This window comes from Parabacteroides sp. AF27-14 (assembly GCF_003635425.1).
GTDB classification, from domain to species: Bacteria; Bacteroidota; Bacteroidia; order Bacteroidales; family Tannerellaceae; genus Parabacteroides; species Parabacteroides distasonis.
Genome location: NZ_QTLZ01000001.1, coordinates 100,237 through 126,065, shown reverse-complemented (window position 1 = coordinate 126,065; position 25,829 = coordinate 100,237). Strand labels below are relative to the sequence as shown.

General features: G+C 47.6%; 21 protein-coding genes. 11 read left to right on the top strand and 10 right to left on the bottom strand.

The window, feature by feature from the left end:
- Positions 1 to 74 precede the first annotated feature (74 nt).
- The 7 genes from DWY79_RS00550 (at position 75) to gcvT (ending at position 5,583) form a co-directional block, all read left to right on the top strand.
- Positions 75 to 365, top strand: a complete 291-nt coding sequence (locus tag DWY79_RS00550; protein ID WP_036617544.1) for a nucleotidyltransferase domain-containing protein — start codon at positions 75 to 77, stop codon at positions 363 to 365.
- Positions 362 to 835 (top strand): hypothetical protein, encoded by a 474-nt coding sequence (locus DWY79_RS00545; RefSeq protein WP_036617507.1) that lies wholly within the window; start codon positions 362 to 364, stop codon positions 833 to 835. The genes DWY79_RS00550 and DWY79_RS00545 overlap by 4 nt, the downstream gene beginning before the upstream one ends.
- 139 nt (positions 836 to 974) lie before the next feature.
- Entirely contained in the window at positions 975 to 1,292 is a 318-nt protein-coding gene (rplU, locus tag DWY79_RS00540) for a 50S ribosomal protein L21 (RefSeq protein WP_005861907.1), read from the top strand.
- Between the two features lie 22 nt (positions 1,293 to 1,314).
- Complete coding sequence (gene rpmA / locus DWY79_RS00535) at positions 1,315 to 1,581, top strand: 50S ribosomal protein L27 (RefSeq protein ID WP_005861909.1); 267 nt, start codon at positions 1,315 to 1,317, stop codon at positions 1,579 to 1,581.
- A gap of 156 nt (positions 1,582 to 1,737) precedes the next feature.
- Complete coding sequence (locus DWY79_RS00530) at positions 1,738 to 3,144, top strand: amidophosphoribosyltransferase (protein WP_121772754.1); 1,407 nt, start codon at positions 1,738 to 1,740, stop codon at positions 3,142 to 3,144.
- A gap of 119 nt (positions 3,145 to 3,263) precedes the next feature.
- The gene (gene pepT, locus DWY79_RS00525) at positions 3,264 to 4,484 is read left to right on the top strand and encodes a peptidase T (RefSeq protein ID WP_005861913.1); all 1,221 of its coding nucleotides are present in this window, start codon (positions 3,264 to 3,266) and stop codon (positions 4,482 to 4,484) included.
- 13 nt (positions 4,485 to 4,497) lie between these two features.
- Positions 4,498 to 5,583, top strand: a complete 1,086-nt coding sequence (gene gcvT / locus DWY79_RS00520; protein WP_057326408.1) for a glycine cleavage system aminomethyltransferase GcvT — start codon at positions 4,498 to 4,500, stop codon at positions 5,581 to 5,583.
- An 83-nt stretch (positions 5,584 to 5,666) separates the two neighbouring features.
- Here gcvT and DWY79_RS00515 read toward each other — a convergent pair whose 3' ends face one another.
- On the bottom strand, positions 5,667 to 6,254 hold the full coding sequence (locus tag DWY79_RS00515; protein ID WP_005861917.1) for a DUF4251 domain-containing protein: 588 nt from the start codon (positions 6,252 to 6,254) through the stop codon (positions 5,667 to 5,669).
- Positions 6,255 to 6,420: 166 nt separating this feature from the next.
- Here DWY79_RS00515 and DWY79_RS00510 point away from each other — a divergent pair, with 166 nt between their 5' ends.
- From DWY79_RS00510 to DWY79_RS00495, 4 genes are all read left to right on the top strand, one after another.
- A complete protein-coding gene (locus tag DWY79_RS00510) occupies positions 6,421 to 7,434 on the top strand; it encodes a Gfo/Idh/MocA family protein (RefSeq protein WP_005861919.1) in 1,014 nt (337 codons plus the stop codon).
- A gap of 109 nt (positions 7,435 to 7,543) precedes the next feature.
- The gene (locus tag DWY79_RS00505) at positions 7,544 to 8,731 is read left to right on the top strand and encodes a hypothetical protein (protein WP_122368676.1); all 1,188 of its coding nucleotides are present in this window, start codon (positions 7,544 to 7,546) and stop codon (positions 8,729 to 8,731) included.
- An 85-nt stretch (positions 8,732 to 8,816) separates the two neighbouring features.
- Entirely contained in the window at positions 8,817 to 9,386 is a 570-nt protein-coding gene (locus DWY79_RS00500) for a hypothetical protein (RefSeq protein ID WP_005866029.1), read from the top strand.
- A complete protein-coding gene (locus DWY79_RS00495; RefSeq protein WP_122368675.1) occupies positions 9,370 to 12,999 on the top strand; it encodes an ATP-binding protein in 3,630 nt (1,209 codons plus the stop codon). Before DWY79_RS00500 ends, DWY79_RS00495 begins: the two co-directional genes overlap by 17 nt.
- Positions 13,000 to 13,144: 145 nt before the next feature.
- Here the strand turns inward: DWY79_RS00495 and DWY79_RS00490 are convergent, their stop codons facing one another.
- The 9 genes from DWY79_RS00490 to DWY79_RS00450 form a co-directional block, all read right to left on the bottom strand.
- Positions 13,145 to 15,067, bottom strand: coding sequence for an NAD(+) synthase (locus DWY79_RS00490; RefSeq protein WP_122368674.1), 1,923 nt, complete (start codon positions 15,065 to 15,067; stop codon positions 13,145 to 13,147).
- Positions 15,068 to 15,079: 12 nt separating this feature from the next.
- A complete protein-coding gene (locus DWY79_RS00485; RefSeq protein ID WP_122368673.1) occupies positions 15,080 to 15,403 on the bottom strand; it encodes a type II toxin-antitoxin system RelE/ParE family toxin in 324 nt (107 codons plus the stop codon).
- Positions 15,382 to 15,648, bottom strand: a complete 267-nt coding sequence (locus tag DWY79_RS00480) for a hypothetical protein (RefSeq protein WP_005866038.1) — start codon at positions 15,646 to 15,648, stop codon at positions 15,382 to 15,384. The genes DWY79_RS00485 and DWY79_RS00480 overlap by 22 nt, the downstream gene beginning before the upstream one ends.
- A 137-nt stretch (positions 15,649 to 15,785) precedes the next feature.
- Positions 15,786 to 17,972, bottom strand: coding sequence for a glutamine synthetase III (locus tag DWY79_RS00475; RefSeq protein ID WP_122368672.1), 2,187 nt, complete (start codon positions 17,970 to 17,972; stop codon positions 15,786 to 15,788).
- A gap of 36 nt (positions 17,973 to 18,008) precedes the next feature.
- Positions 18,009 to 19,238, bottom strand: a complete 1,230-nt coding sequence (locus DWY79_RS00470; RefSeq protein WP_122368671.1) for an LL-diaminopimelate aminotransferase — start codon at positions 19,236 to 19,238, stop codon at positions 18,009 to 18,011.
- Between the two features lie 56 nt (positions 19,239 to 19,294).
- Positions 19,295 to 20,104, bottom strand: coding sequence for a diaminopimelate epimerase (dapF, locus tag DWY79_RS00465; protein WP_005861939.1), 810 nt, complete (start codon positions 20,102 to 20,104; stop codon positions 19,295 to 19,297).
- Positions 20,105 to 20,856: 752 nt separating this feature from the next.
- A complete protein-coding gene (locus tag DWY79_RS00460) occupies positions 20,857 to 22,578 on the bottom strand; it encodes a DUF6383 domain-containing protein (RefSeq protein ID WP_005861940.1) in 1,722 nt (573 codons plus the stop codon).
- A gap of 122 nt (positions 22,579 to 22,700) precedes the next feature.
- The gene (asnB, locus tag DWY79_RS00455; protein WP_122145340.1) at positions 22,701 to 24,365 is read right to left on the bottom strand and encodes an asparagine synthase B; all 1,665 of its coding nucleotides are present in this window, start codon (positions 24,363 to 24,365) and stop codon (positions 22,701 to 22,703) included.
- A gap of 26 nt (positions 24,366 to 24,391) precedes the next feature.
- Complete coding sequence (locus tag DWY79_RS00450) at positions 24,392 to 25,816, bottom strand: glutamate synthase subunit beta (protein ID WP_005861945.1); 1,425 nt, start codon at positions 25,814 to 25,816, stop codon at positions 24,392 to 24,394.
- Positions 25,817 to 25,829 lie beyond the last annotated feature (13 nt).

The window sequence follows — 25,829 nt, the reverse complement described above, 5'->3', positions numbered from 1 at the left end:
AAGTTTGTTCATTATTTGCTCTGTCTCATTTAATGGCCTATCTTTGTACTTAAGAATAATGTATGTTTTTGTATATGCGTTTAAGTAAAAAAGAAATACAAGTAATACTTCGTGTCGCTAAGGAAATATATGGTGAGGGAGTGGAGATCTATCTCTTTGGTTCTCGTATAAATGATGAGAAGAAAGGAGGGGATATTGATTTGCTTGTACGTGGTTCCTCGGAGCGAAAAGGCGTATTGGCTCGTATCAGGATGTTGGCTCGTTTGAAATACTTTTTGGGAGATCAGAAGATCGATATAATAGGTGATCACGAGGACTCACCGGTAGCAAGGGAAGCATTAATGACCGGAATACGTTTGGTATGACAAATAAAAAGCAAGAATTAGAACAGCGTCTGAATCGGGAGTTTGAGATTTGCGATCGACATATACTGCGTATAGAAGAGGCGTTGGATGAGTTGACTGATCTTTTACCGATGTCGGTGGAGGATTATGTAGGCTTGAATAGTGAGCAAATCCGTTGTTTAGATCAATTTATCTTTCGTTTTTCCAAGCTTCAAGATGCTATGGGGGCCAAAATATTCCGGAATCTATTGGAATATCTGGATGAGGATGTTAGCTCTCTTCCTATGCGTGACCTGTTAAATCTTTTAGAACGCTATCGATTGATAGATAAGGCGGAGGAGTGGAATTATATCCGTGAGCTTCGAAACGAGATCGCCCATGATTATCCCCTATTAGAAAATGATGTTGTTTCTATATTGAACGAGCTTATCTCAAAGGTCCCTGTGTTATTTGCGATCTATAATAGATTGAAGGCGATTGTTATTTTATGATGTTTTTTCTCCTCTTCTCCCTTGTCCTTTAAATAAAAACCTCTATCTTTGCACTCGATTTTCCGCAGAGGGTAAATAAGTGGAGCCGGAGACGGAGCCCACCCCCGGAACCTAACCTGTTTAAAAGATTTTAAGACAGATGTACGTAATCGTAGAAATTAACGGACAACAGTTCAAGGCTGAGCAAGGCAAGAAATTGTTCGTTCATCACATTCAGAACGCAGAAAGCGGTGCTGTTGTGGAGTTTGACAAGGTGTTGTTAGTAGATAACAACGGTGAGGTAACAGTGGGTGTTCCTACTGTAGAAGGCGCAAAGGTAGTATGTGAGGTATTATCTCCGCTGGTAAAAGGTGACAAGGTGCTGGTATTCCACAAGAAGAGAAGAAAAGGTTACCGTAAATTGAACGGTCACCGTCAGCAGTTCACTGAGGTGAGTATTAAAGAAGTTATTGCTTAACGTTTAAAGGAGAAGAAAAGAAATGGCACATAAGAAAGGTGTGGGTAGTTCTAAGAACGGCCGTGAATCACAAAGTAAAAGATTAGGTGTTAAGCTTTTTGGTGGTGAGGTTGCTAAAGCTGGTAACATCATCGTTCGTCAAAGAGGTACGGTTCATCATCCGGGCGAGAACGTAGGTATCGGTAAGGATCATACGTTGTATGCGTTGGTAGATGGCGTTGTTACTTTCCGTAGAGGAAAAGAAAACAGATCATTCGTTTCTGTAAAAGAAGTTGTTGCTGAGGCTTAAGTTTCTGCGACCAAAGAATAAGGAAAAGGATATCCCGAAAAGGGGTATCCTTTTTTTATTGCCGATGATAATAAACGTTATGAAGTAAATTTTGGAACATATATAAATAAACTTGTAACTTTGCGGTCTCAAACATAAATACAAACATAAAAAACAATGGGTGGTTTTTTCGGAACTATTTCTAATGGAGACTGTATTACGGATTTATTCTATGGTACGGACTACAATTCTCATCTAGGAACCCGCAGAGGCGGTATGGCTACGTACGATAAGGAAGAAGGATTTACGCGTTCGATCCACAATCTGGAGAATTCTTATTTCCGCACCAAGTTTGAACCGGGGCTTCCTAAATTCAAAGGAAATGCCGGGGTCGGTATTATCAGCGATACGGATGCGCAGCCAATCGTTATCAACTCTCACTTAGGAAAATTCGCGATCGTGACGGTGGCGAAGATCAATAACTTGGACGAATTGGAGGATGAGTTATTGAAGGCGAATATGCATTTTTCGGAATTGAGTTCAGGAAAAACGAATCAGACGGAGTTAGTCGCTTTGCTGATTACACAAGGTAAGGACTTCGTGGAGGGCATTGAGAATGTTTACAATAAGATAAAGGGCTCTTGCTCCATGTTGCTCCTGACGGAGGATGGTATTATCGCTGCCCGTGACAAATGGGGGCGTACGCCGATCGTAATCGGAAGGAAAGACGGGGCTTATGCGGCGACCAGCGAGTCCAGCAGTCTTCCGAACTTGGATTATGAGATCGAGAAATTTATAGGCCCGGGCGAGATCGTCCGGTTGCGTGCCGATGGTATGGAGCAGATGCGTAAACCGAATGAAGGGATGCAGATCTGCTCTTTCCTTTGGGTATATTATGGATTCCCTGTTTCTTGCTATGAGGGAAAGAACGTGGAAGATGTCCGGTTTATGAGTGGCTATAAGATGGGGCAGAAGGATGACTCGGAGGTGGATTGCGCTTGTGGTATACCGGACTCCGGTGTGGGTATGGCTTTGGGGTATGCGGAAGGTAAGGGGGTGCCTTATCATCGGGCTATCGCTAAGTATACACCGACGTGGCCTCGTAGTTTTACCCCAGCTAACCAAGAGATGCGTTCCTTGGTGGCTAAGATGAAATTGATACCGAACCGTGCGATGCTGGAAGGCAGACGCATCCTTTTCTGCGACGACTCGATCGTGCGTGGTACACAGCTTCGTGATAACGTGAAGATCTTATATGATTATGGGGCGAAAGAGGTACATATGCGTATCGCTTGCCCTCCATTGATTTATAGTTGCCCGTTTATCGGTTTTACTTCTTCCAAGAGTCCTTTGGAGTTGATAACTCGTCAGATTATCAAGGAATTGGAAGGGGATGAGAATAAGAATCTGGATAAATATGCTACGACAGACTCTCCGGAATATAAGAAGATGGTCGGAATTATCGCCGAGCGTTTCGGGTTGAGTTCCTTGAAGTTTAATACGCTGGAAACCTTGGTGGAGGCGATCGGCTTGCCTAAGTGTAAGGTTTGTACGCATTGCTTTGATGGTTCAAGCTGTTTTTGATGACATTTTTTGAGATAATATGGAATAGCGAAACAATTTGTTTCGCTATTTTTTTGTTATGTAACCTGCTTTACCTACTTTTATGCCTGCAATGTTTTAATGGCTAAAAAGAGTGAGTTATGACAGTTTTAGATAGATTTTTAAAGTACGTTACGTTCGATACCCAGTCGAACGAGGAGACGGGTACGACTCCTAGTACGCCGGGACAACGTGTCTTTGCCGAGGCTTTGGTGAAGGAATTGGAAGCGATTGGTATGGAGGAGATCTCCTTGGATGAGAATAGTTATGTAATGGCTACTCTGCCGGCTAATACGGACGAGAAAATCCCGACTATCGGTTTTATCGCTCATTTGGATACGAGTCCGGATATGTCGGGTAAGAATGTTCAACCTCGTATCGTGACTTATCTGGGTGGTGATATTGTCTTGGATGCGGAAGAAAATGTTGTACTATCTCAATCGATGTTCCCTGAGCTTTCAGATTATAAGGGACAGGATATTATCGTAACGAATGGTAAGACTTTATTAGGTGCCGATGATAAGGGAGGTGTAGCCGCTATCGTCGCCTCTATGCAATATTTGAAGGATCATCCGGAGATCAAGCACGGTAAGATCCGTATCGCTTTTACCCCGGATGAGGAAATCGGACAAGGTGCCGATCATTTCGACGTGGAGAAGTTCGGTTGTGATTGGGGATATACGATTGACGGTGGACAAATCGGTGAGTTGGAATATGAGAATTTCAATGCCGCCGGCGCTAAGATTATCTTCAAGGGCTTGAACGTACATCCGGGATACGCCAAGGATAAGATGCAAAACGCTTCCTTGCGTGCGATCGAGTTTGCTTCTTGGTTGCCGGCCGAGCAACGTCCGGAGCATACGACTGGTTATGAGGGATTCTTCCATTTGACCGGTATGACCGGTTCAGTCGAGGAAGCTACTCTATCTTACATCATCCGTGACCATGACCGGAAGTTGTTCGAGGAGAAGAAAGAATTGCTTCGTACGTTGGTTGATAAGATGAATGAAGCGCATCCGGGATGTGCGCATTTAGAGCTTCGGGATCAATATTACAATATGCGCGAGGTTGTGGAGCCCCAGAAACATATCGTTGATTTGGCGTTTGAGGCGATGACCTCCGTTGGGGTAGAACCGATCGTGAAACCGATCCGGGGAGGTACGGATGGTGCCCGCCTGTCGTTTATGGGATTGCCTTGCCCGAATATTTTCGCGGGAGGCCTGAATTTCCACGGACGTTATGAGTTCTTGCCCGTTCGTTCGTTGGAGAAGAGTATGGAAACAGTTATAAAAATCATAGAGCTATCGGCTCGTAAATCTTAAATGCAATAATTACATGAAAACAACTCCGTTTACCGACGTGCATATCGCGTTGGGCGCAAAGATGCACGAATTCGCAGGTTTCAATATGCCTATCGAATATTCCGGAATTATCGACGAACACATGACTGTAGTGAATGGTGTAGGTGTGTTTGATGTTTCCCACATGGGCGAGTTTTGGGTAAAAGGCCCGAACGCCTTGGCTTTCATTCAAAGCGTAACTTCTAACGACGCTTCTGTCTTGCCGCTTGGTAAGGCTCAATATACTTGCTTCCCGAACGACAAGGGAGGTATCGTGGATGACCTTTTGGTATATCATTACGAGCCGGAGAAATATTTGCTGGTCGTAAACGCCGGTAATATCGATAAGGATTGGGAATGGTGCGTAAGCCATAATACGGTAGGTGCCGAATTGGAGAATTCTTCCGACCGTACGGCTCAATTGGCTATCCAAGGACCGAAAGCACAGGAGGTTCTTCAACGTCTTACTCCGGTTGATTTATCTTCTATTCCTTACTATTCATTTGTGACGGGTGAGTTCGCCGGTTGCAAGAACGTGATTATCTCCAACACGGGGTATACCGGTGCGGGTGGCTTCGAGTTGTATTTCTATCCGAGTGATGCGATGACGATCTGGAACGCTATATTCGAGGCTGGTAAGCCAGAAGGCATCAAGCCGATCGGTTTGGGAGCACGCGATACGCTTCGTCTTGAGATGGGCTTCTGTCTGTATGGAAATGATTTGGATGATACGACTTCTCCGATCGAGGCTGGTTTAGGCTGGATCACGAAGTTCGCCGAGGGTAAGAACTTTACGAATCGTGCGGAATTGGAGCGTCAGAAGAAAGAGGGCGTAACCCGTAAGTTGTGTGCTTTCGAGTTGCAGGAAAAGGGAATTCCCCGTCATGGCTATGAGATCGCCGATGCGGAAGGGAATGTAATTGGCGTGGTTACTTCCGGTACGATGTCTCCGGTATTGAAGAAGGGGATCGGTATGGGATACGTGAAACCTGAGTTTGCGAAAGCTGGTACGGATATCTTTATCAAGGTGCGTAATAAGAACTTGAAGGCTCAAGTGGTAAAGGCTCCTTTCCGTAAATAAGAGATAAGGCTATCTATAAATAGTTCGAAGGCGATGTTCCTCACGGAGCACCGCCTTCCTTATTATAGAAAAGTTGGACATGATTAATATGTTGTTCCCTGGAAAATGTTCGATTGTGAGTACGGAAGTAGGGTACCGGTCATTCTCAAGTTTCTACCGGAGAAGTTCGGGTCTACGGTAACGGTTGCGTTGTTTGTTCCGTTGGTAAGCATCAAGCTAACGGTAGCGGAGATAAACACACCCTGTACGTTCATGTTCAGATAAACATTGCCCTTGTCATCCTGCTTGGTCTGGATATTGGAGGCGCTACCTTGTACGGTGATACCACCTAATCCGTTAGGACCGGGATACGGAGAGTTGGATGCGATCTGGACCATAGCCTGTCCGTCATTCAAAGATACGAAGTTCGTATTTGAATTTACGTAGAATACCTGTCCGTTCATCGGTTGTATGTTGTTAGCCTCCAATACGAATGATTGGTTGTTGATAGCTTGTACAGCGGCGTTAAACTCTTCTTGGCCTTCTACGGCATCTTGTGCCAGACGCTCTTGTTTCTTGATTTCTCTCTCTACTTTTTTGGCTTCCTTTGTTATCGATTTTTGAGCCATTACTTGTGTCATTCCGCACATAGCGACAGCGAGAACGACGATAAAAGATACAATTCTTTTCATACTTGATTTAGTTTTAAAACGGTTTTAAATTGTATAGATTAAACAGCGTCGTCGCGAAAAAGTTCCTGTGACTTATCCTTTTTATAGATACAATAACATTTCCACGGAGTATTTATGTTAAACAGAAATCGTACATTTGTAAATAAAGAACATAATACGATAGAATATGGATAAAGTACGTTTTGGTGTAGTCGGAACCAATTTCATAAGTGATTGGGTAATTGCCGGAGCCCGGCAGGATGAGCGTTTTGAACTGGTAGCTGTATATTCGAGAACTCAGGAGACGGCGGATGCTTTCGCCTCGAAACATAATATACCGTATACGTTTACCTCCTTGGAGGAGATGGCGAAAAGCCCGTTGATCGACGCTGTGTATATTGCCTCCCCGAACTTCCTTCATGCCTCCCAGAGTATTCTTTGCATGAGCTATGGCAAGCATGTTCTTTGCGAGAAACCCTTCGCTTCCAATGCGAAAGAAGTACGTGCGATGATCGAGGCTTCCCGTACATATAATGTCACGTTGATGGAGGCGATGAAGCCTACGCTTACGCCGAACTTTCTTGCCGTGCGAGAGAATCTTGGGCGTGTAGGTACGGTTCGTCGTTATTTCGCCTGCTATTGCCAGTATTCCTCCCGTTATGATAAGTTCAAGGAAGGAATCGTGTTGAACGCTTTCAAGCCGGAGTTGTCTAATGGGGCCATGATGGATATCGGTATTTATACGGTCTATCCGATGGTTGTCTTGTTTGGTCGCCCAAAGAAGATAGACGCCTCGGGCATAGTCCTGTCCTCAGGAGCGGACGGGCAAGGGGCCGTGAATTTCTTGTATGAGGGGATGAACGCCACGGTGCTTTATTCTAAGATCGCCAACTCCGCCTTGCCTACCGAGATACAAGGGGAGGAGGGGAACTTGACCTTGGACCGGATCAATATCATCCGTAAAGTGACGTATTCTCCCCGTTTAGCTCCGGCGATGGGAAAAGGCCCGGAACCGGTTCCGGAAGACCTAAGCGTGGTCGCCGATAAGGATGAGTACTATTATGAGGTAGCGGAATTTATCAACCTCGTCTTGTCTGGCAAGCGGGAGTCAGAAATCAATAGCCTTGATAATTCTTTGATTACATTGGAGATTATCGATGAAGTACGCCGGCAGTTGGGAATTGTCTATCCGGCGGATTGATAACTCTTCGTGATTTTCCTCTTTTTCACTACGATGGAAATCCTTTTTCATCACGGAGAAAAAAGGGTTACTTGTATTTTTATTACCTTTGTGTCCTTAATTGTTTAGGATGTACATATATAATTCAATACCCCATATAACGAACACGCTAAATCTGGGAAAGGACCTATTGGAGGTCTTATTTGAGAAAAGAAAATCATTACCGTTTCGCTATGATTATGCGTTGGATATTATCGATGAGAATAAATTGAATATCCTGATCGAGCGTGAGGTGATCCGCAGGAACGGCCCTTATATCGAGATGGATGAGCATTATCTCTCTTTCTATGAGCTGCTTCTGGAGGCGAATGAGGAGATTTCTACCTCGGTGATCGATGAGAATATCCAGTTGGTGTATCAATTGATCGATTATTATGGCAAGGAGGATAACGATTTGCGTAAGCTGGGTTATCTGCGATCGGTCAAGGCGCATTTGCGGAAGATCGGGAAGATCTTGGTACGTAACGTGGTGTCCTTGCAACGGGTGATCGATAATACGTTCAAGAACGAGCCGAGCTATAAGGTGAAGATCGCCAAACTGGAGAATCTGGACGCTAAACGAATCGAGATCAACCGCCTGATCGTGGAAGTGGAGAAGCTGCTGGATCGGGAACGGACTCCCTTTTTCGCCCAAGCCCCGGACGAGGAGCTGTTGACGATCGCCCGTGAGTTGAAGACGGAGTTATTGAGCGCTGGCCATAGCTTGATCCATTCCCAACAGGATATCATTGATTACTTGAACCAGATCCGTACGCAGGTGGGTTTTACCCGTAAGCTGCGTCGTATCAAATATCTGCGGGAGCAGTTTGAGTTACAGGAGAACACGAATGTACGGGAGGTGGTAGATGCGGAGCGTTCCGTGGTATTGGAGGGCGTGCAGCCTACCTTATTCAAGATTTCCATTCCTTATTTGCAAACGGACGAGGCGCTGGATGTCATCTTGAAGGTGGCCGACGGCATGCGGCCGGACAAGGCGATCCACCGGCAGGAGCTAGGCGTGATCTCCGCCGAGCAGATGGAGAATCAAGAAGTGGGGGAGGCCGCTATCAATACCCGGAAGATGATGGATCTTTTTAGCCGGACCGGAGGGGATTTGTTCTCTTTCGTGATGGGCTACGAGTATAACCGGGAGATGGATTTCGAGGCGAAGGTTACGTTATTTTGCCGTTTGCTCTCCCTCTATGAAAATGAGTTGGAGATAACAGACCGTTTTGGGCATACGGAGCATATAGAATATGCCATTATTCAAAGAACCTAGTTGTAGAGACGGGGCGTGTCCCCTGTGATGAGACGGGGCACGCCCCGTCTCTACAACTGGATAAAATAAAACAACAATAATAAGGATGATAGATAATTTACCGGTACAGACCGCACAGATCTATGATTACCTGTCGAAAGGTAATTTTCTGTGCTCGAATACAAGTGTAAAGGAGTTGAGGACACTCTTCTCGGTCGTAGAAGATAATTTTGAGCGTTTACGTGATTATTTCTCGCATATCAATTTCGTGTTGGAGCAGGGGAATAATTACTTTTACTTCTCCCGCAAGGAGCCCCGGGCTACCTTGGAGCAAAAGCTCCAGCGTTTCTTCGCTTGGATCGATATCATGGACTTCTTCTGTACGTACGATACGGCCTTCGGGCCCGGTTTCACCTTCTCGCCGGCGGAGATATTGGTACGTTCCCGTATCGACATGGATCTAGAGATGAAGCTGGACGGGTTGAAAAAACATACCGGAGGCAAGGAGAAACGCAAGGATATCCTCGATACCATCTTGGACAGGATGACGAAAGAGGGCTTTATCGAGTGCGTAAGCGATATGAACGGGACGTGGAAAGTGCTCTCCTCGTGGGATTACCTCACGAAGATGATCCATAGTATTAACATAAAGAACGAAGATGAGATATCTCAATAAAATAGTATTTATAAACAGCGCCGCTATCCGTTACTCGGAAGTACAGCTGGATGGAAATATACATTTAATCGGAACGCAGGGAGTGGGGAAGAGTACGATCCTCCGTGCGATCCTTTTCTTTTACAACGCCGATACGCAGCGGCTCGGAATCCCGGTCGAGAAGAAGTCGTATCAGGATTATTATTTCCCTTATGCCGATTCCTCGATCATCTACGAGGTAGCGAGGGAGGATGGTTGGTTTACGGTACTTAGCTATAAGACGATGAACCGTATCTGCTACCGTTTTATCGCCTCTCCGTACCGGCCGGATCTTTTTATCGACGAGGAGGGAGCGCCTTATCCGTCGGATCGTATCCGCTCGGTGCTCGATAAGAACGGTATCAAGTATAGCGGGGCGATCTCCACGTATGAGGAATACCGGAATATCCTCTACGGAAACTCGGATAATAAACGGGATTACTCCTGTTATTCCTTGATGGAGAGCGGCTCGTATCAGAATATCATCCGTACGATCCAGAACGTCTTGCTGAACTCACGCTTGGAGGCGGATTATATCAAGCAGACGATCATCACCTCTTTGAACGAGGCGGATAGCGTGATCGACTTGAGCCGTTACCGGAGCCATCTATCCGGTTTTGAGGCGCAACTGAATGATATCGGTGTTTTCCGTGAGCCGGGCATGGTGCGGAAGGCCGCCGGGATCTCCACCTTGTCGGACGATATCCGTAAGCGGGATTTACGGATCAACGATCTGTGCCGCCAATTGCGCGGGGCTTATCTGGAAACGGAGCGTATCTTGCCGGAGTTGTCCCGGAAGATACACGAGCAGGAGGCGGTCAAATCGGATTTCTATAAGCAAAGGGATAAGCTAGACGCTGAATCGAAGAACCGGACAGCCACGATGGAAGGCGAGTTGGCCGTGCTGAAAAACGCCTTGTCGGAGGCGGAAGCGAAACGGGTTTTCTATGCCGGGAAAGATATCCAGACGGCGATGGATCGTTGTAACAAATTGGAGATCTTGCAGCAGGAACAGGAATCCTTAGTCGTGGAGAAAGATTTGCTTTCTTCCAAGAATAAAGAAGCCTCGGTCTTGCACGCCAATTTGATCGCTAATCTGAAGAACGAGTTGGCCGGCTTCGAGAACGAGAAACAGAAACAATTACTGGCGGCAGAGACCGAGATCAATGCTCGTCGGGAGGCTCGCCGGGAGTATTATCGACGGCTACGGGAGGAATCGCGCCATGCCGCCTCGGAGGAGAAAGAGCGTTTGTTGGTGGATCGGGAGAAACGTACGACGGAGGTCGCCGCCTTGAAGATGCGTATCAAGACTGCCCGGGGGCAGTCGGGAACCTCGGAGGAATTGGAGGCGGTCAAGGGGCGTCTCGGCAATTACGATGCGAACCGGAAGGACTTGGAGCTGAAGATCCGTGAGCTGAAGTACGAGTTGAACTACCAGACGAAAGAGTTCGAGACCGCCGAGAAGCATTTGGATGAGGATTATCAAAAGCTAGCGGAATCCAACGAGATGAAGATCGAGGCCCTGAGCGCTAAGCTAGTGGAACTGACGGAGTTCTTGGATAACCAGAAAGATAGCTTCTTCAACTGGCTGTCCGAGCATAAACCCGGCTGGGAGCAGACGATCGGGCAAGTGTGTGACGAGCGCCTGCTTTACGGGAAAGAGTTTACGGCGGAGGTAGGCGAGGGAGATACCTTTTATGGAATCCGCTTCACCTCCGGGATTCACCGGAATGTCAAGACTAAGGAGGATTACTTGACGGAGAAGAAGGTGGCCGAGGAAAAACGTGCCGGAATCCAGCGGTTTATCGCTACGGCACGGCAGGATTTGGAGGCGGCTAAGGAGAATCTTCGCAAGCAATATCAATCCTCGGTGAAGCCCATCAAGGAGGATATCTATCATGCGGAATATGAGTTGGAGCAACTGGCGGTCCGCAAGAAGGAAGACGAGTCTCGTCTGTCGGCCTTGCGGGATCAGGCGACCCGTCTGAGGCAGGAGGAGATCCGGCGCTTGGAGGAGGAGTTGAACGCTGCCGAAGCCGTCCTTTCCTCGATCCAGCAGGAGATCGCCACGCTTCAAGGTAAGATGGACCGGGAACTCGCTTCCTTGGATGAGCAAGAGAAAGATGAGTTGGCTGCTTTGGATAAGGAACTCTCCGTCGCAAGGGAAGCTATCTCGGAGGAGATCGCACGCAAGAAAGCGGAGTTGGAAGAGCGCAAATCCGGATATGACAGGGAGCAATTGGATAGCCTGACCGCCAGTGGTGGCGATCCGAAACGTTTGGAGGAGATCCATTCCCGCTTGGCGTATATCGGTGGGGAGATTAAATATATCAACGAGACCAAGGCATTGATTATCGAGTATCTGAAAGATAAACGAGAGATGCTGGATAAGGTATCCGACTGGACGACGGAGAGCCTGCGCTTGCAGCAGATCATCCACGGGGAACGGGAGGAATTGAAAAAACGTCTGGCGGACGTGAACCGGAGTATCTTCAAGGTAGATGCCGAGTTGAAGGAGCTGAAGGAGGCCAACCGGAAAGCGTTGGAGAACCGGGAGGAATATCACCGCTCTACCCTGTTGGACTGGTTTACCTCTAGGGAATCCATTTTCTCTTCCATGAACCGTACCGATACGGATGGCGATTGCCGTTCCTTGGTACGGGAGATCACGATCCGCGTCAGCGAGCAATCCCAGAAGCTTTCCGAGCTGCGCAAGGAGATAACCGCCTACACCGGCAATTTCTCCGAGGATAATGTGTTCGCCTTCAAGACGAGCTTCTCGGATGATAAAGAGTATATGGATTTCGCTTGCGACTTGAAGGAGTTTATCGACGAGGATAAGGTCTCGGAATACCAATCGCGTATCAATACCCGCAACTCCGATATCTTCCGGCAGATTACGGCGGACACGAAAAGCATGGTCTCTCAGGAAGGCAATATCCGTGGCGTGGTGGATCAGATCAACGCCGATTTCAAGGAGAAGAACTTCGTGGGGATTATCCAGTGTATCGAGATGCGTATTGATCCGAGCCAGAACAAGATCGTCAATCTGTTGAAGGAGATCAAGCGATTCAACGAGGAATATAGCTGGGATTTGGGGCAGAACCTCTTCGCTTCCTCAGCCGACGATACGGCTACCCGGGAGAAGGCGACGACGTTGCTACGTGAGTTGATCAAGTCGATGGACGCTTATTCCGGCAACTTGATCCGCTTGGCGGACTTCTTCGACCTTAAATTCCGGGTGATCGAGAACCGGAATGATACGGGCTTCGTTGAACGTCTTACGAACGTAGGCTCCGAGGGTACGGATATCTTGGTCAAATCCATGGTGAATATCATGTTGCTGAACGTGTTCAAGCGGAACGCCTCCACGGTATTCTCCGATTTCAGGCTCCATTGCATGATGGATGAGATCGGGAAGCTGCACCCGAATAACGTGGCGGGGATCTTGAAATTTGCCAACGACCGGGATATTCTCTTGATCAATGGTTCGCCGACCGAGCAGGATGCCCTGTCCTATAAGCACATCTATAAACTGGAGAAGGATACGGATAGCTTCACCCGGATTCGCAGGGTGATTACGCAGTTCGATTAGTTACGATCTATGTTAGGGCCTCGGTTAATACGGGTGAGAGACGAGGCTCTCTCATAGGTCATAGATTAGGCTCTCTTATGGGGGTAGGTGTCTCGTCTATGGCCCATAAGAGAGCCTCGTCTATGACTATACCATTGAAAAAATGTTAAAGCCCTGCGATCTCATCCAGCCAAAGCGTAGCCATCGCGTCGCTCGGCATTCGCCAGTCTCCGCGGGGGGAGAGGCTGATGGAGCCCACTTTCGGGCCGTCCGGCAGGCAACTGCGCTTGAACTGTTGCTGGAAGAAGCGGCGGAAGAAGGTATGGAGCCATTTCTTGAGGGTGGCATCGTCGTAGGTTTCCCCGAATGCCCGCTTCGCCAAGAAATAAATCTTCGCGGGTGAGGCTCCGAAGCGTAAGAAGTGATAGAGGAAGAAATCGTGCAGCTCGTACGGGCCTACCAAATCCTCTGTCTTCTGCTTGATATTCCCATGCTCGTCGGCGGGAATCAATTCCGGGCTGATCGGAGTGTCTACTATATCTAATAACGTGGCGCGGGAAGCCTCGTCTACCTTGTTATTGGCCACCCATTCCACCAGATATTTAACCAATGTCTTGGGAATGCTACCGTTGACGCCGTACATAGACATATGGTCGCCATTGTAAGTAGCCCAGCCCAAGGCAAGCTCCGAGAGGTCTCCCGTACCGATCACGAGGCCGTTCGCTTGGTTCGCCACGTCCATAAGAAGTTGGGTACGCTCACGGGCTTGGCTGTTCTCGTACGTCACGTCATGTACATGGATGTCGTGATTGATATCCTTGAAGTGTTGGATGCAAGCGTCCTTGATGGAGATCTCCCGGAGGGTCACGCCAAGGGAGCGTATCAAGTCGCAGGCATTGGTATAGGTACGATCCGTCGTTCCGAAGCCGGGCATGGTGATGCCGATGATCTTATCCCGTGGGATCTTCAAGGCATCGAAGGTCATGACGGTGACCAGTAGGGCCAAGGTGGAATCCAGTCCCCCAGAGATGCCTACGACGGCGGTTTGGGCGTGGGCGTGGAGGATGCGCTTGGCGAGTCCCGCTACCTGTATATGGAATATTTCCTCGCAACGTTCTTTCAAGGCATCGCCGGAAGGGGTAAAGGGATGCGGGTCGATTGCCCGGGTCAAATCCAGTGTCCGGTTGGGAAGGCTGAATGAGACTACGGTGCCGTTATCCATGTTATGGTTGAGATAACCCTGCATGAAACTGGTGTTGATCCGTCGGTCGTTCTGTAAGTTCTGGATATCGATCTCGCTGATAACGAGTTGCTCCTCCATGGAGAAACGCTCGGATTCCCTTAATAACGTGCCGTTCTCCGCTATGATACCGTTTCCCGCGAATACGAGGTCGGTACTGGATTCTCCGAAACCGGCGGAAGCGTAGACGTATCCGGCGATACAACGTGCGGATTGCTGGCAGATCAAGGATCGTAAGTAAGCATGCTTACCGATCAACTCGTTGCTGGCGGATAGATTGAATATCAAGTTCGCCCCCTGCATGGCTAGCTCGGAGCTGGGAGGGATGGGAACCCAAAGATCCTCGCAGATCTCGATACCCACACGTACCTCATCGTACTCGAAGATCAGGTAGCAATCCAGCGGCACTTCCCGGTTACCGATCGTGATCATGGATTGCTGTAGGTGTGAAGAGGCCGTGAACCAACGCTCTTCTTGGAACTCCTTGTAGCTGGGCAGGTAACTTTTGGGCACTACCCCCAATATCTCGCCCCGTTGGAAAGCGACGGCGGCGTTTATCAGTTGGCTCCCGCTGACAAGCGGGCAACCTACGATCGTTAGTAAATCCAGATCGGCGGTGTTGTTCACTAAATCCAGCAAGGCTTTCTCGGCGTTCCTGAGTAAGGTCTCTTGCGAGAACAAATCCATGCAAGTATAAGACGTAACCGATAATTCGGGGAAGGCGATGATCTGGACCTCTTTTTGGGACGCTTGGCGCATCAATCCCTCAATCTGTTGAATATTATAAAAGCAGTTAGCCACTTTAACCTGTGGTACGGCTGCCGCTACTTTGACGAATCCGTAATTCATATTTGTTATTGTTTATCTGATAGATGTTCTTAATTTATCGGGGTTTTGACGACAATCCCACAACAATACGATACGTATGGAACGTTTTCCTTCTTGGGTATATATAAGTTTATGATGTCCCTCGATCAAGGAGCGATATTCCTTGTCTCTATCGGCGAAAGTCTCTTCTATAGTACCAATAAGAGGATTGTTCTTGATCCGGATACAATTCTTCTCTAACTTATCGATAAAGTTGAGAGCAGCTTGTTTCCCAAAATGCTTTAAACCGTAGGCTATGGCTAAATCAGCTTGTCTTTTCGCACGGGGTGCCCAGATTACTTTAGCTTGTTTCTCCATGTCTCAAAGAATTGGTGCATATCATCCTCATTGATGCCTTTACCTTCTTCTAGCTCCTGTTCGGCTATATCTATTTCCCTATTGGCTTCTTTCAAACTGAATGAAATGGGAGATGCTGCATTCGCCTTGGACATAATTCGTTTCATATATTTCTCGATCTTTAGGACCGTTTCCATATCGTCTATTTTATTGAGATACCTCTCGATAAAGCTTTCTCTCCATTGTTGTAACTCTATTGTCGTCATATCAATTTCCCTCCTATATATTTATGCCCCAAAGGTATGTATTTTGTATGGGATAAAAAAGAAGGAGAGGCATACTTCGCAGCATCCTCCCCTTGTAAACACAAAACAATCAACAAAAAACTACTGTCTGAATAAGACTATCTGATGAATAAAAGCTCACGGTATTTCGGCAAGGTCCATATCTGGTCATCGACAACCAGTTCCAACTTGTCGATATGGTAACGGATGGCTTCCATCATCGGGACGATCCGGTCGTGGTAAGCGATCGCCTTCTCCCGCTCGCTCTCGATCTTGTTGGCTATCTTGCGGGCGTTGACCATCTCGTCCACTTTTTCCTTGATGAAGATCGTGCGGTTCGCTATATCCTCGATGATCTCCATGTTCTTGGAGGATAGATGGGCGGCTTTATCTGCGGGGAATAATTCACGCATCTTATATACGTTGTCGATCAAGGAAGACTGGTATTTGATGGCCATCGGGATGATATGGTTCATCGTTAGGTCGCCTAATACACGTGCCTCGATCTGGATCTTCTTCGTGTACATCTCCCATTTGACCTCGTTGCGGGCTTCCAGCTCCTTGCGGGTCATGACTCCTGTGGATTCGAACATGCGGACACTGCTATCTTTCAGATAAGCGTCGAAGATCAAAGGCACGCTGGTCTCGCAATCCAAGCCCCGGCGTACGGCCTCGGCCTTCCATTCCTCGCTGTAGCCATTGCCGTCGAAATGGATCGCCTTGCATTCCTTGATATCCTTGCGGATTATCTCGATGATAGCGGCGAACTTATCCTTTCCGGTGGCTATCTTAGCGTCTACCTCGGCCTTGAACTGCCTCAACTGATCCGCTACGGTGGCGTTCAATACCAGCATGGCGGCGGCGCAGTTCGCGGAGGAACCTACGGCACGGAACTCGAAACGATTACCGGTGAAGGCGAAAGGGGAGGTACGGTTACGATCCGTGTTATCGATCAATAACTCGGGGATACGGGCGATATCGAGTTTCATGCCTTGTTTTCCCGCTAGGTTGAAATCCTCCGTGTCGCTGTTCTCCAGATGCTCCAATACCTTGGATAATTGTGCTCCTAAGAAGCTGGAGATGATTGCTGGAGGAGCCTCGTTCGCTCCCAGACGATGGGCGTTGGTTGCGCTGGAGATGCTGGCCTTCAGCAATGCGTTATGGGTGTACACGGCTTTCAGTACGTTGACCACGAAGGTGACGAAGCGCAGGTTGTCTTCCGGCGTCTTACCCGATCCCATCAAAAGGATTCCGGTATCGGTTCCCAGCGACCAGTTATTGTGCTTGCCGGAACCGTTCACGCCTTTGAACGGTTTCTCGTGCAACAGGACACGGAACCCATGTTTGCGGGAGATCTTGCGCATCAGGGCCATGATCAGTAAGTTATGGTCATTGGCGAGGTTGCATTCCTCGAAAATGGGAGCCAGCTCGAATTGGTTCGGGGCGACCTCGTTATGGCGGGTCTTTACGGGAATGCCGAGCCTCAATGCCTCTACCTCGAGGTCTTTCATGAATTCCATGACACGGGTGGGGATGGCGCCGAAGTAATGATCCTCCAACTGCTGGTTCTTGGAGCTTTCATGTCCCATCAAGGTTCGGCCGGTCATCAACAGATCGGGACGTGCGGCGTACAGGCCCTCGTCTACTAGGAAGTATTCCTGTTCCCAGCCGAGGTAGGCGTATACTTTCTTCACGGCCGGGTTGAAATAGTGACAGACATCGACTGCCGCTTTGTTTACGGCTTCCAAGGCTTTTAGCAGGGGAGCTTTGTAGTCGAGGGACTCGCCCGTGTAAGCGATGAAGATCGTCGGGATGCAGAGGGTGTCGCCTACGATAAAAGCGGGGGAGGAAGGATCCCAAGCCGAGTAGCCACGGGCCTCGAACGTATTGCGGATACCGCCGTTCGGGAAACTGGAGGCGTCCGGCTCTTGCTGGATCAGTAGTTTCCCCTCGAACTCCTCAAGTACGCCGCCTTTGCCATCATGCTCGATGAAAGCGTCGTGCTTCTCGGCGGTACCTTCCGTCAAGGGATGGAACCAGTGGGTGTAGTGGGTAGCGCCTTTTTCCATCGCCCATTTCTTCATGCCGGAGGCCACGGCGTTCGCTGTCTCACGGTCTAGCGGGGTACCGTTGTCGATGGAGTCCACCAGTCTCTCGTACGCTCTCTCTGGAAGATATTTGAACATCTTCTCACGGTTGAATACTAACTCACCGTAATACTCGGAAGGTCTCTCGGCGGGAGTGGTTAGCTCGGTCGCTTTCTTCTCGAACGCCGATTCTACGACTCTAAATCTTAACTTTGACATAATACCTGATGATTATTGTTGTTTATAGTAAATGACTTATCTTAGCCACTTCCTCAGCCTAGCCATGGCCTCTAGGGTGTCATCCCTATCGCCGAAAGCGGTGAGGCGTAGATAACCTTCCCCGCTCGGTCCGAATCCCACTCCGGGGGTTCCGACTATCTTGACTTCATAAAGCAGTTTGTCAAAGAATTTCCATGAGGAGAGGCTGTCCGGGGTCTTTAGCCAGAGGTATGGGGCGTTATCGCCTCCGTACACCGTAAGACCGCAGTTTTGCAGACCCTCTTTCATGATCTTCGCGTTGGTCATATAATAATTGATAGTAGCTGTTACTTGCAGTTTCCCGGCGGTGGAATAAACCGCTTCCGCACCCCGTTGGGTTATGTAACTGGTTCCGTTGAATTTCGTGCATTGGCGACGGTTCCATAATTTGTTCAACTGTACCCGTTGCCCGTCCAGCGTGAAGGCGTTCAGCTCCTTCGGAACGACCGTGTATCCGCAACGTATCCCCGTGAACCCGGCGGTTTTAGAGAAGCTCCGGAATTCGATGGCTACCTTCTTCGCTCCTTTGATCTCGTAGATAGAGTGGGGGATATTCGGGTCCTGTATATAAGCTTCGTAAGCGGAGTCGTACATGATAAGCACGTCGTTGGCAAGGGCATAGTTTACCCATTTCTTCAATTCGTCCTTTGTCAAGGTCGTTCCGGTCGGGTTATTGGGATAGCAGAGGTAAAGGATGTCCACCCTGCGACTGGGCAGATCCGGTACGAAGTTGTTTTCCTCCGTGCAAGGGATGTATACGACATCGCTCCATTTCCCGTTTTCCAATACCCCGGTGCGTCCGCTCATTACGTTCGAGTCGATGTAGGCCGGATATACGGGGTCTGTCACCCCGATACTATTGTCGTGGCGGAGCATGTCACCTATATTTCCACAATCGCTTTTCGCTCCGTCGCTGATGAATACCTCGCTCGGTTCGATAAAGACTCCCCGGCTGGCATAATCGTTCTTGATGATAGCGTCGATTAGGAAAGGATATCCCTGCTCGGGGCCATATCCGTGGAATGTATCCTTGCTCGCCATTTCTTCCACGGCTTTATGCATCGCCTCAATAACGGCGGGGGCAAGTGGTTGCGTAACATCACCAATACCCATTCGAATGATCTTATCTTTGGGATGGGTAACCTTGAAGCTGTTTACCTTTTTCGCGATGTCGGAGAAAAGGTAATTGTTCTGTAGTTTCAGGAAATGTTCATTAATTAGTGCCATACTCAGTTCTTTTGTTTTTATGTTGTTGTTTTTGTTGTTTTGTCTTGTTCCCCGTGTCAGACTTTGATGAATCCCTCGAACACGTTGACCGCTCCGCCGGTCATAAAGACCTTACCGCTTCGCTCGTCCCACTCGATGGTTAAAGGGCCCCCATCCATGATGACCTTCGTCTTTCGCTTTGTCTTCCCACGTACGACCCCGGCCACGGCGGTGGCGCAAGCTCCGGTTCCGCAGGCTTGTGTGATGCCGGAACCTCGTTCCCACACCCTCATCCGTACCTCGTCCGGCTTTAGCACCTGCACGAACTCCACGTTTGTCCGGTCCGGAAAAAGCGGGAGGCATTCCAGTAACGGGCCTACGCTTGCCAGACCGACCTGGTCCATCTCGTCCACGAAGATAACCAAGTGAGGATTTCCCATAGAGATGACGGTGCCGGTGTAAATTTCTCCTCCAGCCTCAACCTCCAAGGCCATCTCGCCTACGGCAGGCATTCCCATATCTACCGTGACCTCGGTGACCTCTTCACGCTCTATTTTCAATTGTAGCTCTTTGATACCTGATAAGGTCTCTAAGGTGACCTTGTTCTTTTGCGTTAGGCCGGCCTCATAGACATATTTGCCAATACATCTGGATGCGTTTCCGCACATCATCGCCTCGGAGCCGTCCGCATTATAGATATGCATGCTGAAATCGGCGATGTCTGAAGAACCTATCAAGACCAAACCATCAGATCCTATGCCTGTGTGCGGCTTGCTCCATGCGATAGATAATTCCTCGGGATTGTCTATCGGATAGACCATCGTGTTTACATAGATGTAATCATTTCCGGCACCGTGCATCTTTGTGAATCTGATTGATTTTGTCATTTTGATGATATTATTCTTTATATTATTTCTTTTTGTTTTATTGTAATGCAAATATATAACGTTTTGATAAGTATATAACAGGTGAGAGGCTCGAATGTTTTATAAATATGAGGTTTGTAATAGATTGAAGTTATAATATATGCTTTTAGTTATAAATGATAATTAGAAGTGTGTGTTTTGGTTTTATATCGTAATATATGCTTTGTGAATATGGGTTGCTGTAACTGTAAGTAAAAAAGCTATATATCTATCTATTTGCTTAAAATAAGTCTGTTTGTCTGACGAGCCTCTTTTTCAAGAAGCCTTAACTAGGGATAGATAATGGGTGAAAATACGTATTTAACCACTGATTTCTACGTAAAAGGTCATGTTTTGTCACACGAAAGGTTGCGTTGGGCGACGCAAGTAGTGGCGTTAGCCAACGCAATAGGTCGCATAAGGCGATACATATAGTTGCGTCGGGCGATACAACCGTATGAAATGCCTCTTTTATCCGTATAAAAAACATGTTTTGACCCGTATAAATGTGAACTAGCATGAATTATTTCTCTAGAACAAAAGGTCGTATTTGTAATATATTACTAAACAATCATTTGCTAATATTTTTTCTCATATTTAGGGACGAGAAGTACATCAGGCCAGAAAAATCAACTCTCCGGGAGTTTGGTTTACAAATTGACAAAAAGAAAGGAGCTACTCGGTTTTGTTTCCGGATAGCTCCTTTTATCAGATTAACTAATTATCTAGATAATTTATTTTACGAACTTAACAGTTGTCTTATGAGCAGATCTCAAGAGCTTAGACTGATCGATTGAGATCATATAAATACCGTTCGGCATATTCGGAGTACTGATGTATTGCTCATCGCTAGTGATGATACCCGTAGAAACAACTCTACCTACCATATTAACGATTACATAATTACCCTTACCATTCTTTACATAAAGACCGCTAGCGTTTGTAGATACCGTAACCTCTTGAACCTCGTCACTGATAGTCTCGTTATCGGTGATGATACCCATAGCGTCAGATGTAATATATAATGTCGCCATGCGGACATTTTCTTTAACGCCATCGCCATTAGGATCAACAGCAGGACTAAAGTCTACCGTAATCTTAGTATCATTTGTAGGAGCCGTAGCCTTGATATTCATGACTTTTTCTTTACTGCTTCCTTTCAAGAAGTTGACATCTACGATCATCTTTGTATCTTTTAAGCTCGTAGCTTCAACTTTTGTCGTTGCGTCGATTTCCATTACACGAATAACCTCATCTTTTTTAGCTTCGTAAATAGAATCGATTGTAATAGTGTAATTGGTTTCTGCGCTTGCTTTAAGATTACTAACGACACCATTAACAAGAGAGGACATAATAGAATTGATTGCTGTGCTCATTGTTGCTGGCATTGTAACGATCTGTTTAGACATTGGAGTCCAAGCTGTATTTACGTCAGCACGTACTGAATCTGTTGTCGTTAAAACTAGATTTGCTCCAGATACGCCAATTGTCGGAGTCAACTTCTTGTATCCTTTGATTTTGCTAGATGCGGCATCATATGAAGTCAAGACAATAGAATCAGCAGGCATTCCTGTAGTTGATTTCAAGTTTGCATATACGACAGCGTCACCCATTGGCAATTTTGCGTTAGGTGCTTGTAGAGGTTTACCGAATAAGCTAGCCTTGATAGTACTTTCTGTCATCAACTTTGTCATATCAAGAGATATTTGGAAGTTCGGGACTTGAGCTAACGTTGCTGCTAGACTACGTAAATTATCTTCTAAAGTAATCGTATAATCAATCGTACCAGAGCTATTTGCTGTTTCTGTTAGGCTTATCAATTTTCCATCTTTAAGCGGGAAATTAGGGATCATGCTACCCACGGTACCTAACCAACCTAATTTCAATTCTACGGATAAGCTGTTGAAAGGAAGAATGGTTCCTTTGTTCCCGGTCTTGATTAATACCGATAATAAATTTGTGGGTTTACCCGTTTCTGCGTCAACTAAAGCAGCTGCGGATACATCAATTTTCTCTGGTAAATCAATTTTTACGGATTGTCCGTTAAGTGAAACGTTATATTCTTTATAATCACTGAATGTCAGTTTTACGTCATTAACGATCCCTGCGATGAAATCACCCATTCCCGGTGCTATCGCAGAAAAATCCATAGAACTAAGATCCAATTTTAAACTATCAGGAGTAACCGAGATTGGATTTAATTGATCTGCACGTAGGCTTGATACTTGAGGCAAAAATAAAGGGGAATTAATTATGCTTTCGATATTAGGATTTGTGAGAGACATGAAATCAACTCCACTAATTTGCTTTACTTGATCAAAAACGGCAGGAACAATAACTTTAACAACAGCAGCCTTTTCTTTATCTGTTAATTGTTTTTGTTGTTGTGCCATCACTGGGGTGGTAGCCATGAATGTAGCGGCTGCCAAACTAATGCATGTAAAGATTTTCTTCATATAAATTTGTTTTAAAGTGTTTTATGACTCTAGCTGGCAAAGTTATTATAAAAATTAAATGCACCAGCGTTTATTATTCATAAAAGTTGGTGCATTTTGCTACTAAAGAAAAGAAATATTCGTCAATAAGCGGATTCATGTACGTCTTTTATGGCCCTGCCGCTTGGCTCGTTCATGTTTTTGAAAGCCGAGTCCCAAGCTAAAGCCTCTGCGGTAGAACACGCTACGCTAGGAATGGAAGGTACGCTTCTCGCCGCGCTTTCGCTGGGGAAATGCTCTTCAAAGATGGAGCGGTAATAATACTCTTCCTTGTTTTGGGGCGGATTGATCGGGAATCGTTTGGCGGCATTCGCCATCTCTTTATCAGTGACCGACTCGGAGGTTATTTTCTTTAATGTATCGATCCAGCCATAGCCTACCCCATCCGAGAATTGCTCTTTTTGCCGCCAAGCGATCTCCTTGGGCAAGCTGTCGGAAAATGCTTCTCGAAGTATCTTCTTCTCGATGATCGTACCCGGGCACATCTTTGCCACCGGATTCAGACGCATGGCCACATCAAGAAACTCTTTATCCAAGAACGGCACTCGTCCTTCTACGCCCCATGCGCAAAGGCTTTTGTTCGCGCGCAAGCAATCATATAAATACAATTTGCTTAATTTACGCAGGGTCTCTTCATGGAAAGCCTGTGCATTCGGGGCCTTATGGAAATATAAATATCCCCCGAATACCTCGTCCGCCCCCTCGCCGCTTAGTACCATCTTGATACCCATGCTCCGGATCACACGGGCCAATAAATACATGGGGGTGGAGGCTCGGACGGTAGTGACATCATAGGTCTCTATATGATAAATGACATCTCGTAAAGCGTCCAATCCTTCTTGTATCGTATAATGGATCTCATGATGAACCGTACCGATCGCATCCGCTACTTTACGGGCGGCGATCAAGTCCGGGGCATCTTTCAATCCGATGGCGAACGAGTGGAGTTGAGGCCACCATGCGTCCGCTTTCCCATTGGTCTCGATGCGTTTCGCCGCGTATTTCTTGGCAATAGCGGAGGTGATGGAGGAATCCAAACCTCCGGATAGAAGGACGCCGTAAGGGACATCGCTCATCAGTTGGCGTTTGACGGCGGCTTCCAGCGCATCGTGAAGTTGTTGTACGTCGGTAGGATTATCTTTCACGTTGGCGTAATCCATCCAGTCACGGGTGTACCATCTCGTGAGTTTCCGGTCTTCGCTATAGAAATAATGACCGGGGAGGAACGGTTCGTAATGAGTGGCGAAGCCTTCAAGCCCTTTTAACTCGGAAGATACCATCAAGTGCCCCTCGTCATCGTATCCGATGTAGAGCGGGATCACGCCGATCGGGTCACGGGCGATCAAGTAAACCTCTTTCTCCTCGTCATAGAGAGCGAAGGCGAAAATACCATTGAGATCCTCGATGAAATCAATCCCTTTCTTCTTGTATAAGGCGAGGATCACCTCGCAATCGGAGCCGGTTTGGAACTCGTAATCGCCTTTTAACCGTTCTCGTAATTCCTGATGGTTGTAGATCTCTCCGTTGACGCAGAGGATGAGTTTCCCGTCGGGGCTGACCAAAGGTTGTCCTCCGGAGGCGGGGTCTACGATGGAAAGGCGTTCATGGGCTAAGATAGCGGTTTTGCCTTGGTAGATACCACTCCAGTCCGGCCCCCGGTGACGGATTCGTTTACTCATTAATAACGCTTGTTTACGCAGGGCTTGCGCTCTGTCGTGTATATTGAATATCGCTGTTATACCACACATGATAATTGAAAATTGAGAGTTGAAAATTAGTTGGTTTGTAAGAAACGGTCGATGGATCGGGCGACATTACGGCCGGAGGCCATCGCTTTTACGACTAGGCTCGCTCCGCTGACAGCGTCTCCGCAGGCGAATAGGTTGCTGTTGGCGGTATATCCGGCGTTGTCTACGGCGATGTTATCGCGGTTGTCGGTAGCCAATCGCAGTTCTTTGATCAATCCTTCTTGCTCCGGATGCAGGAAGCCCATGGCGAGGAAAACCAGATCGGCCTCGATGATCTCTTTCTTGCCGGTCTGTCTCATTTGCGGACGGCCTCCGTCTGGGGAGGGAGCCCATTCGACTTCTTCTACCTCAACCCCTATCAGGTTGTTTTTCTCTCCGATAAAACGGTTAGAGGCTAGGTTCCACCGGCGGATACAACCTTCCTCATGGCTGCTGCTGGTTTTCAGTACTTGGGGATACATGGGCCAAGGTGTCGCCGGATTCTGTCCGACGGGTGGCTGGGGCATGATCTCGATCTGGGTGACACAGGCCGCCCCATGACGGTTCGCTGTCCCTACGCAATCGCTACCCGTATCGCCTCCGCCAATCACTAAGACTTTCTTGCCCTTACAATTGATCTGGCTTTTGGGAGGGATCGGGATGCCTTCTAAGATCCGGTTCTGCTGGCTTAATAACTCCAAGGCGAAATGTACGCCTCTTAAATGACGTCCCTCGATAGATAGATCCCGGGGAACCTCGGCGCCGATCGCTACGCAAACAGCGTCGAAATCTTTCACTACATCTTTCGCTAATATCTCTTTGCCGACCATCGTGTTTACACGGAAAAGAATCCCTTCTTGCTCCATGATGCGGATACGGCGATCGATAATGTGCTTGCCTAGCTTGAAATTGGGGATGCCGAAACGTAGCAAGCCGCCCGGTAACTCATCTTTCTCGAATACGGTGACTTCATATCCTTTTCGGTTCAATTGGTTCGCTACGGTCAATCCGGCGGGACCGCTACCGATCACGGCTACCTTTTTCCCGTTGCGTACCGGTTGGATAGGCTGTACGTATCCTTCCCGGAAAGCGGCTTCCACGATAGCCGCCTCGTTCTCACGGATCGTGACAGGTTCGTCGCAGCTAAGTTTCAGTACGCAGCTTTTCTCGCAGAGGGCGGGGCAGACACGTCCCGTGAACTCCGGGAAATCGTCGGTCTGCTCTAATACGTGATATGCCTCTTTGTAACGGCCTTTGTATAACAAATCTTGCCATTCGGGTTGCTTGTTACCCAGCGGGCAGGCCCAGTGGCAGAAGGGTACGCCACAATCCATGCAGCGGGAGGCCTGCGTACGGCGGTCGCCGCTGTTCAAGGTCTGTTCTACCTCGCTGAAATCATCTATACGTTCGTGGACGGGACGATAGCCCGCCTCTTGTCTATGTATCGTTAGAAATGCTCTTGGGTTTCCCATAGTTCTCTTGTTT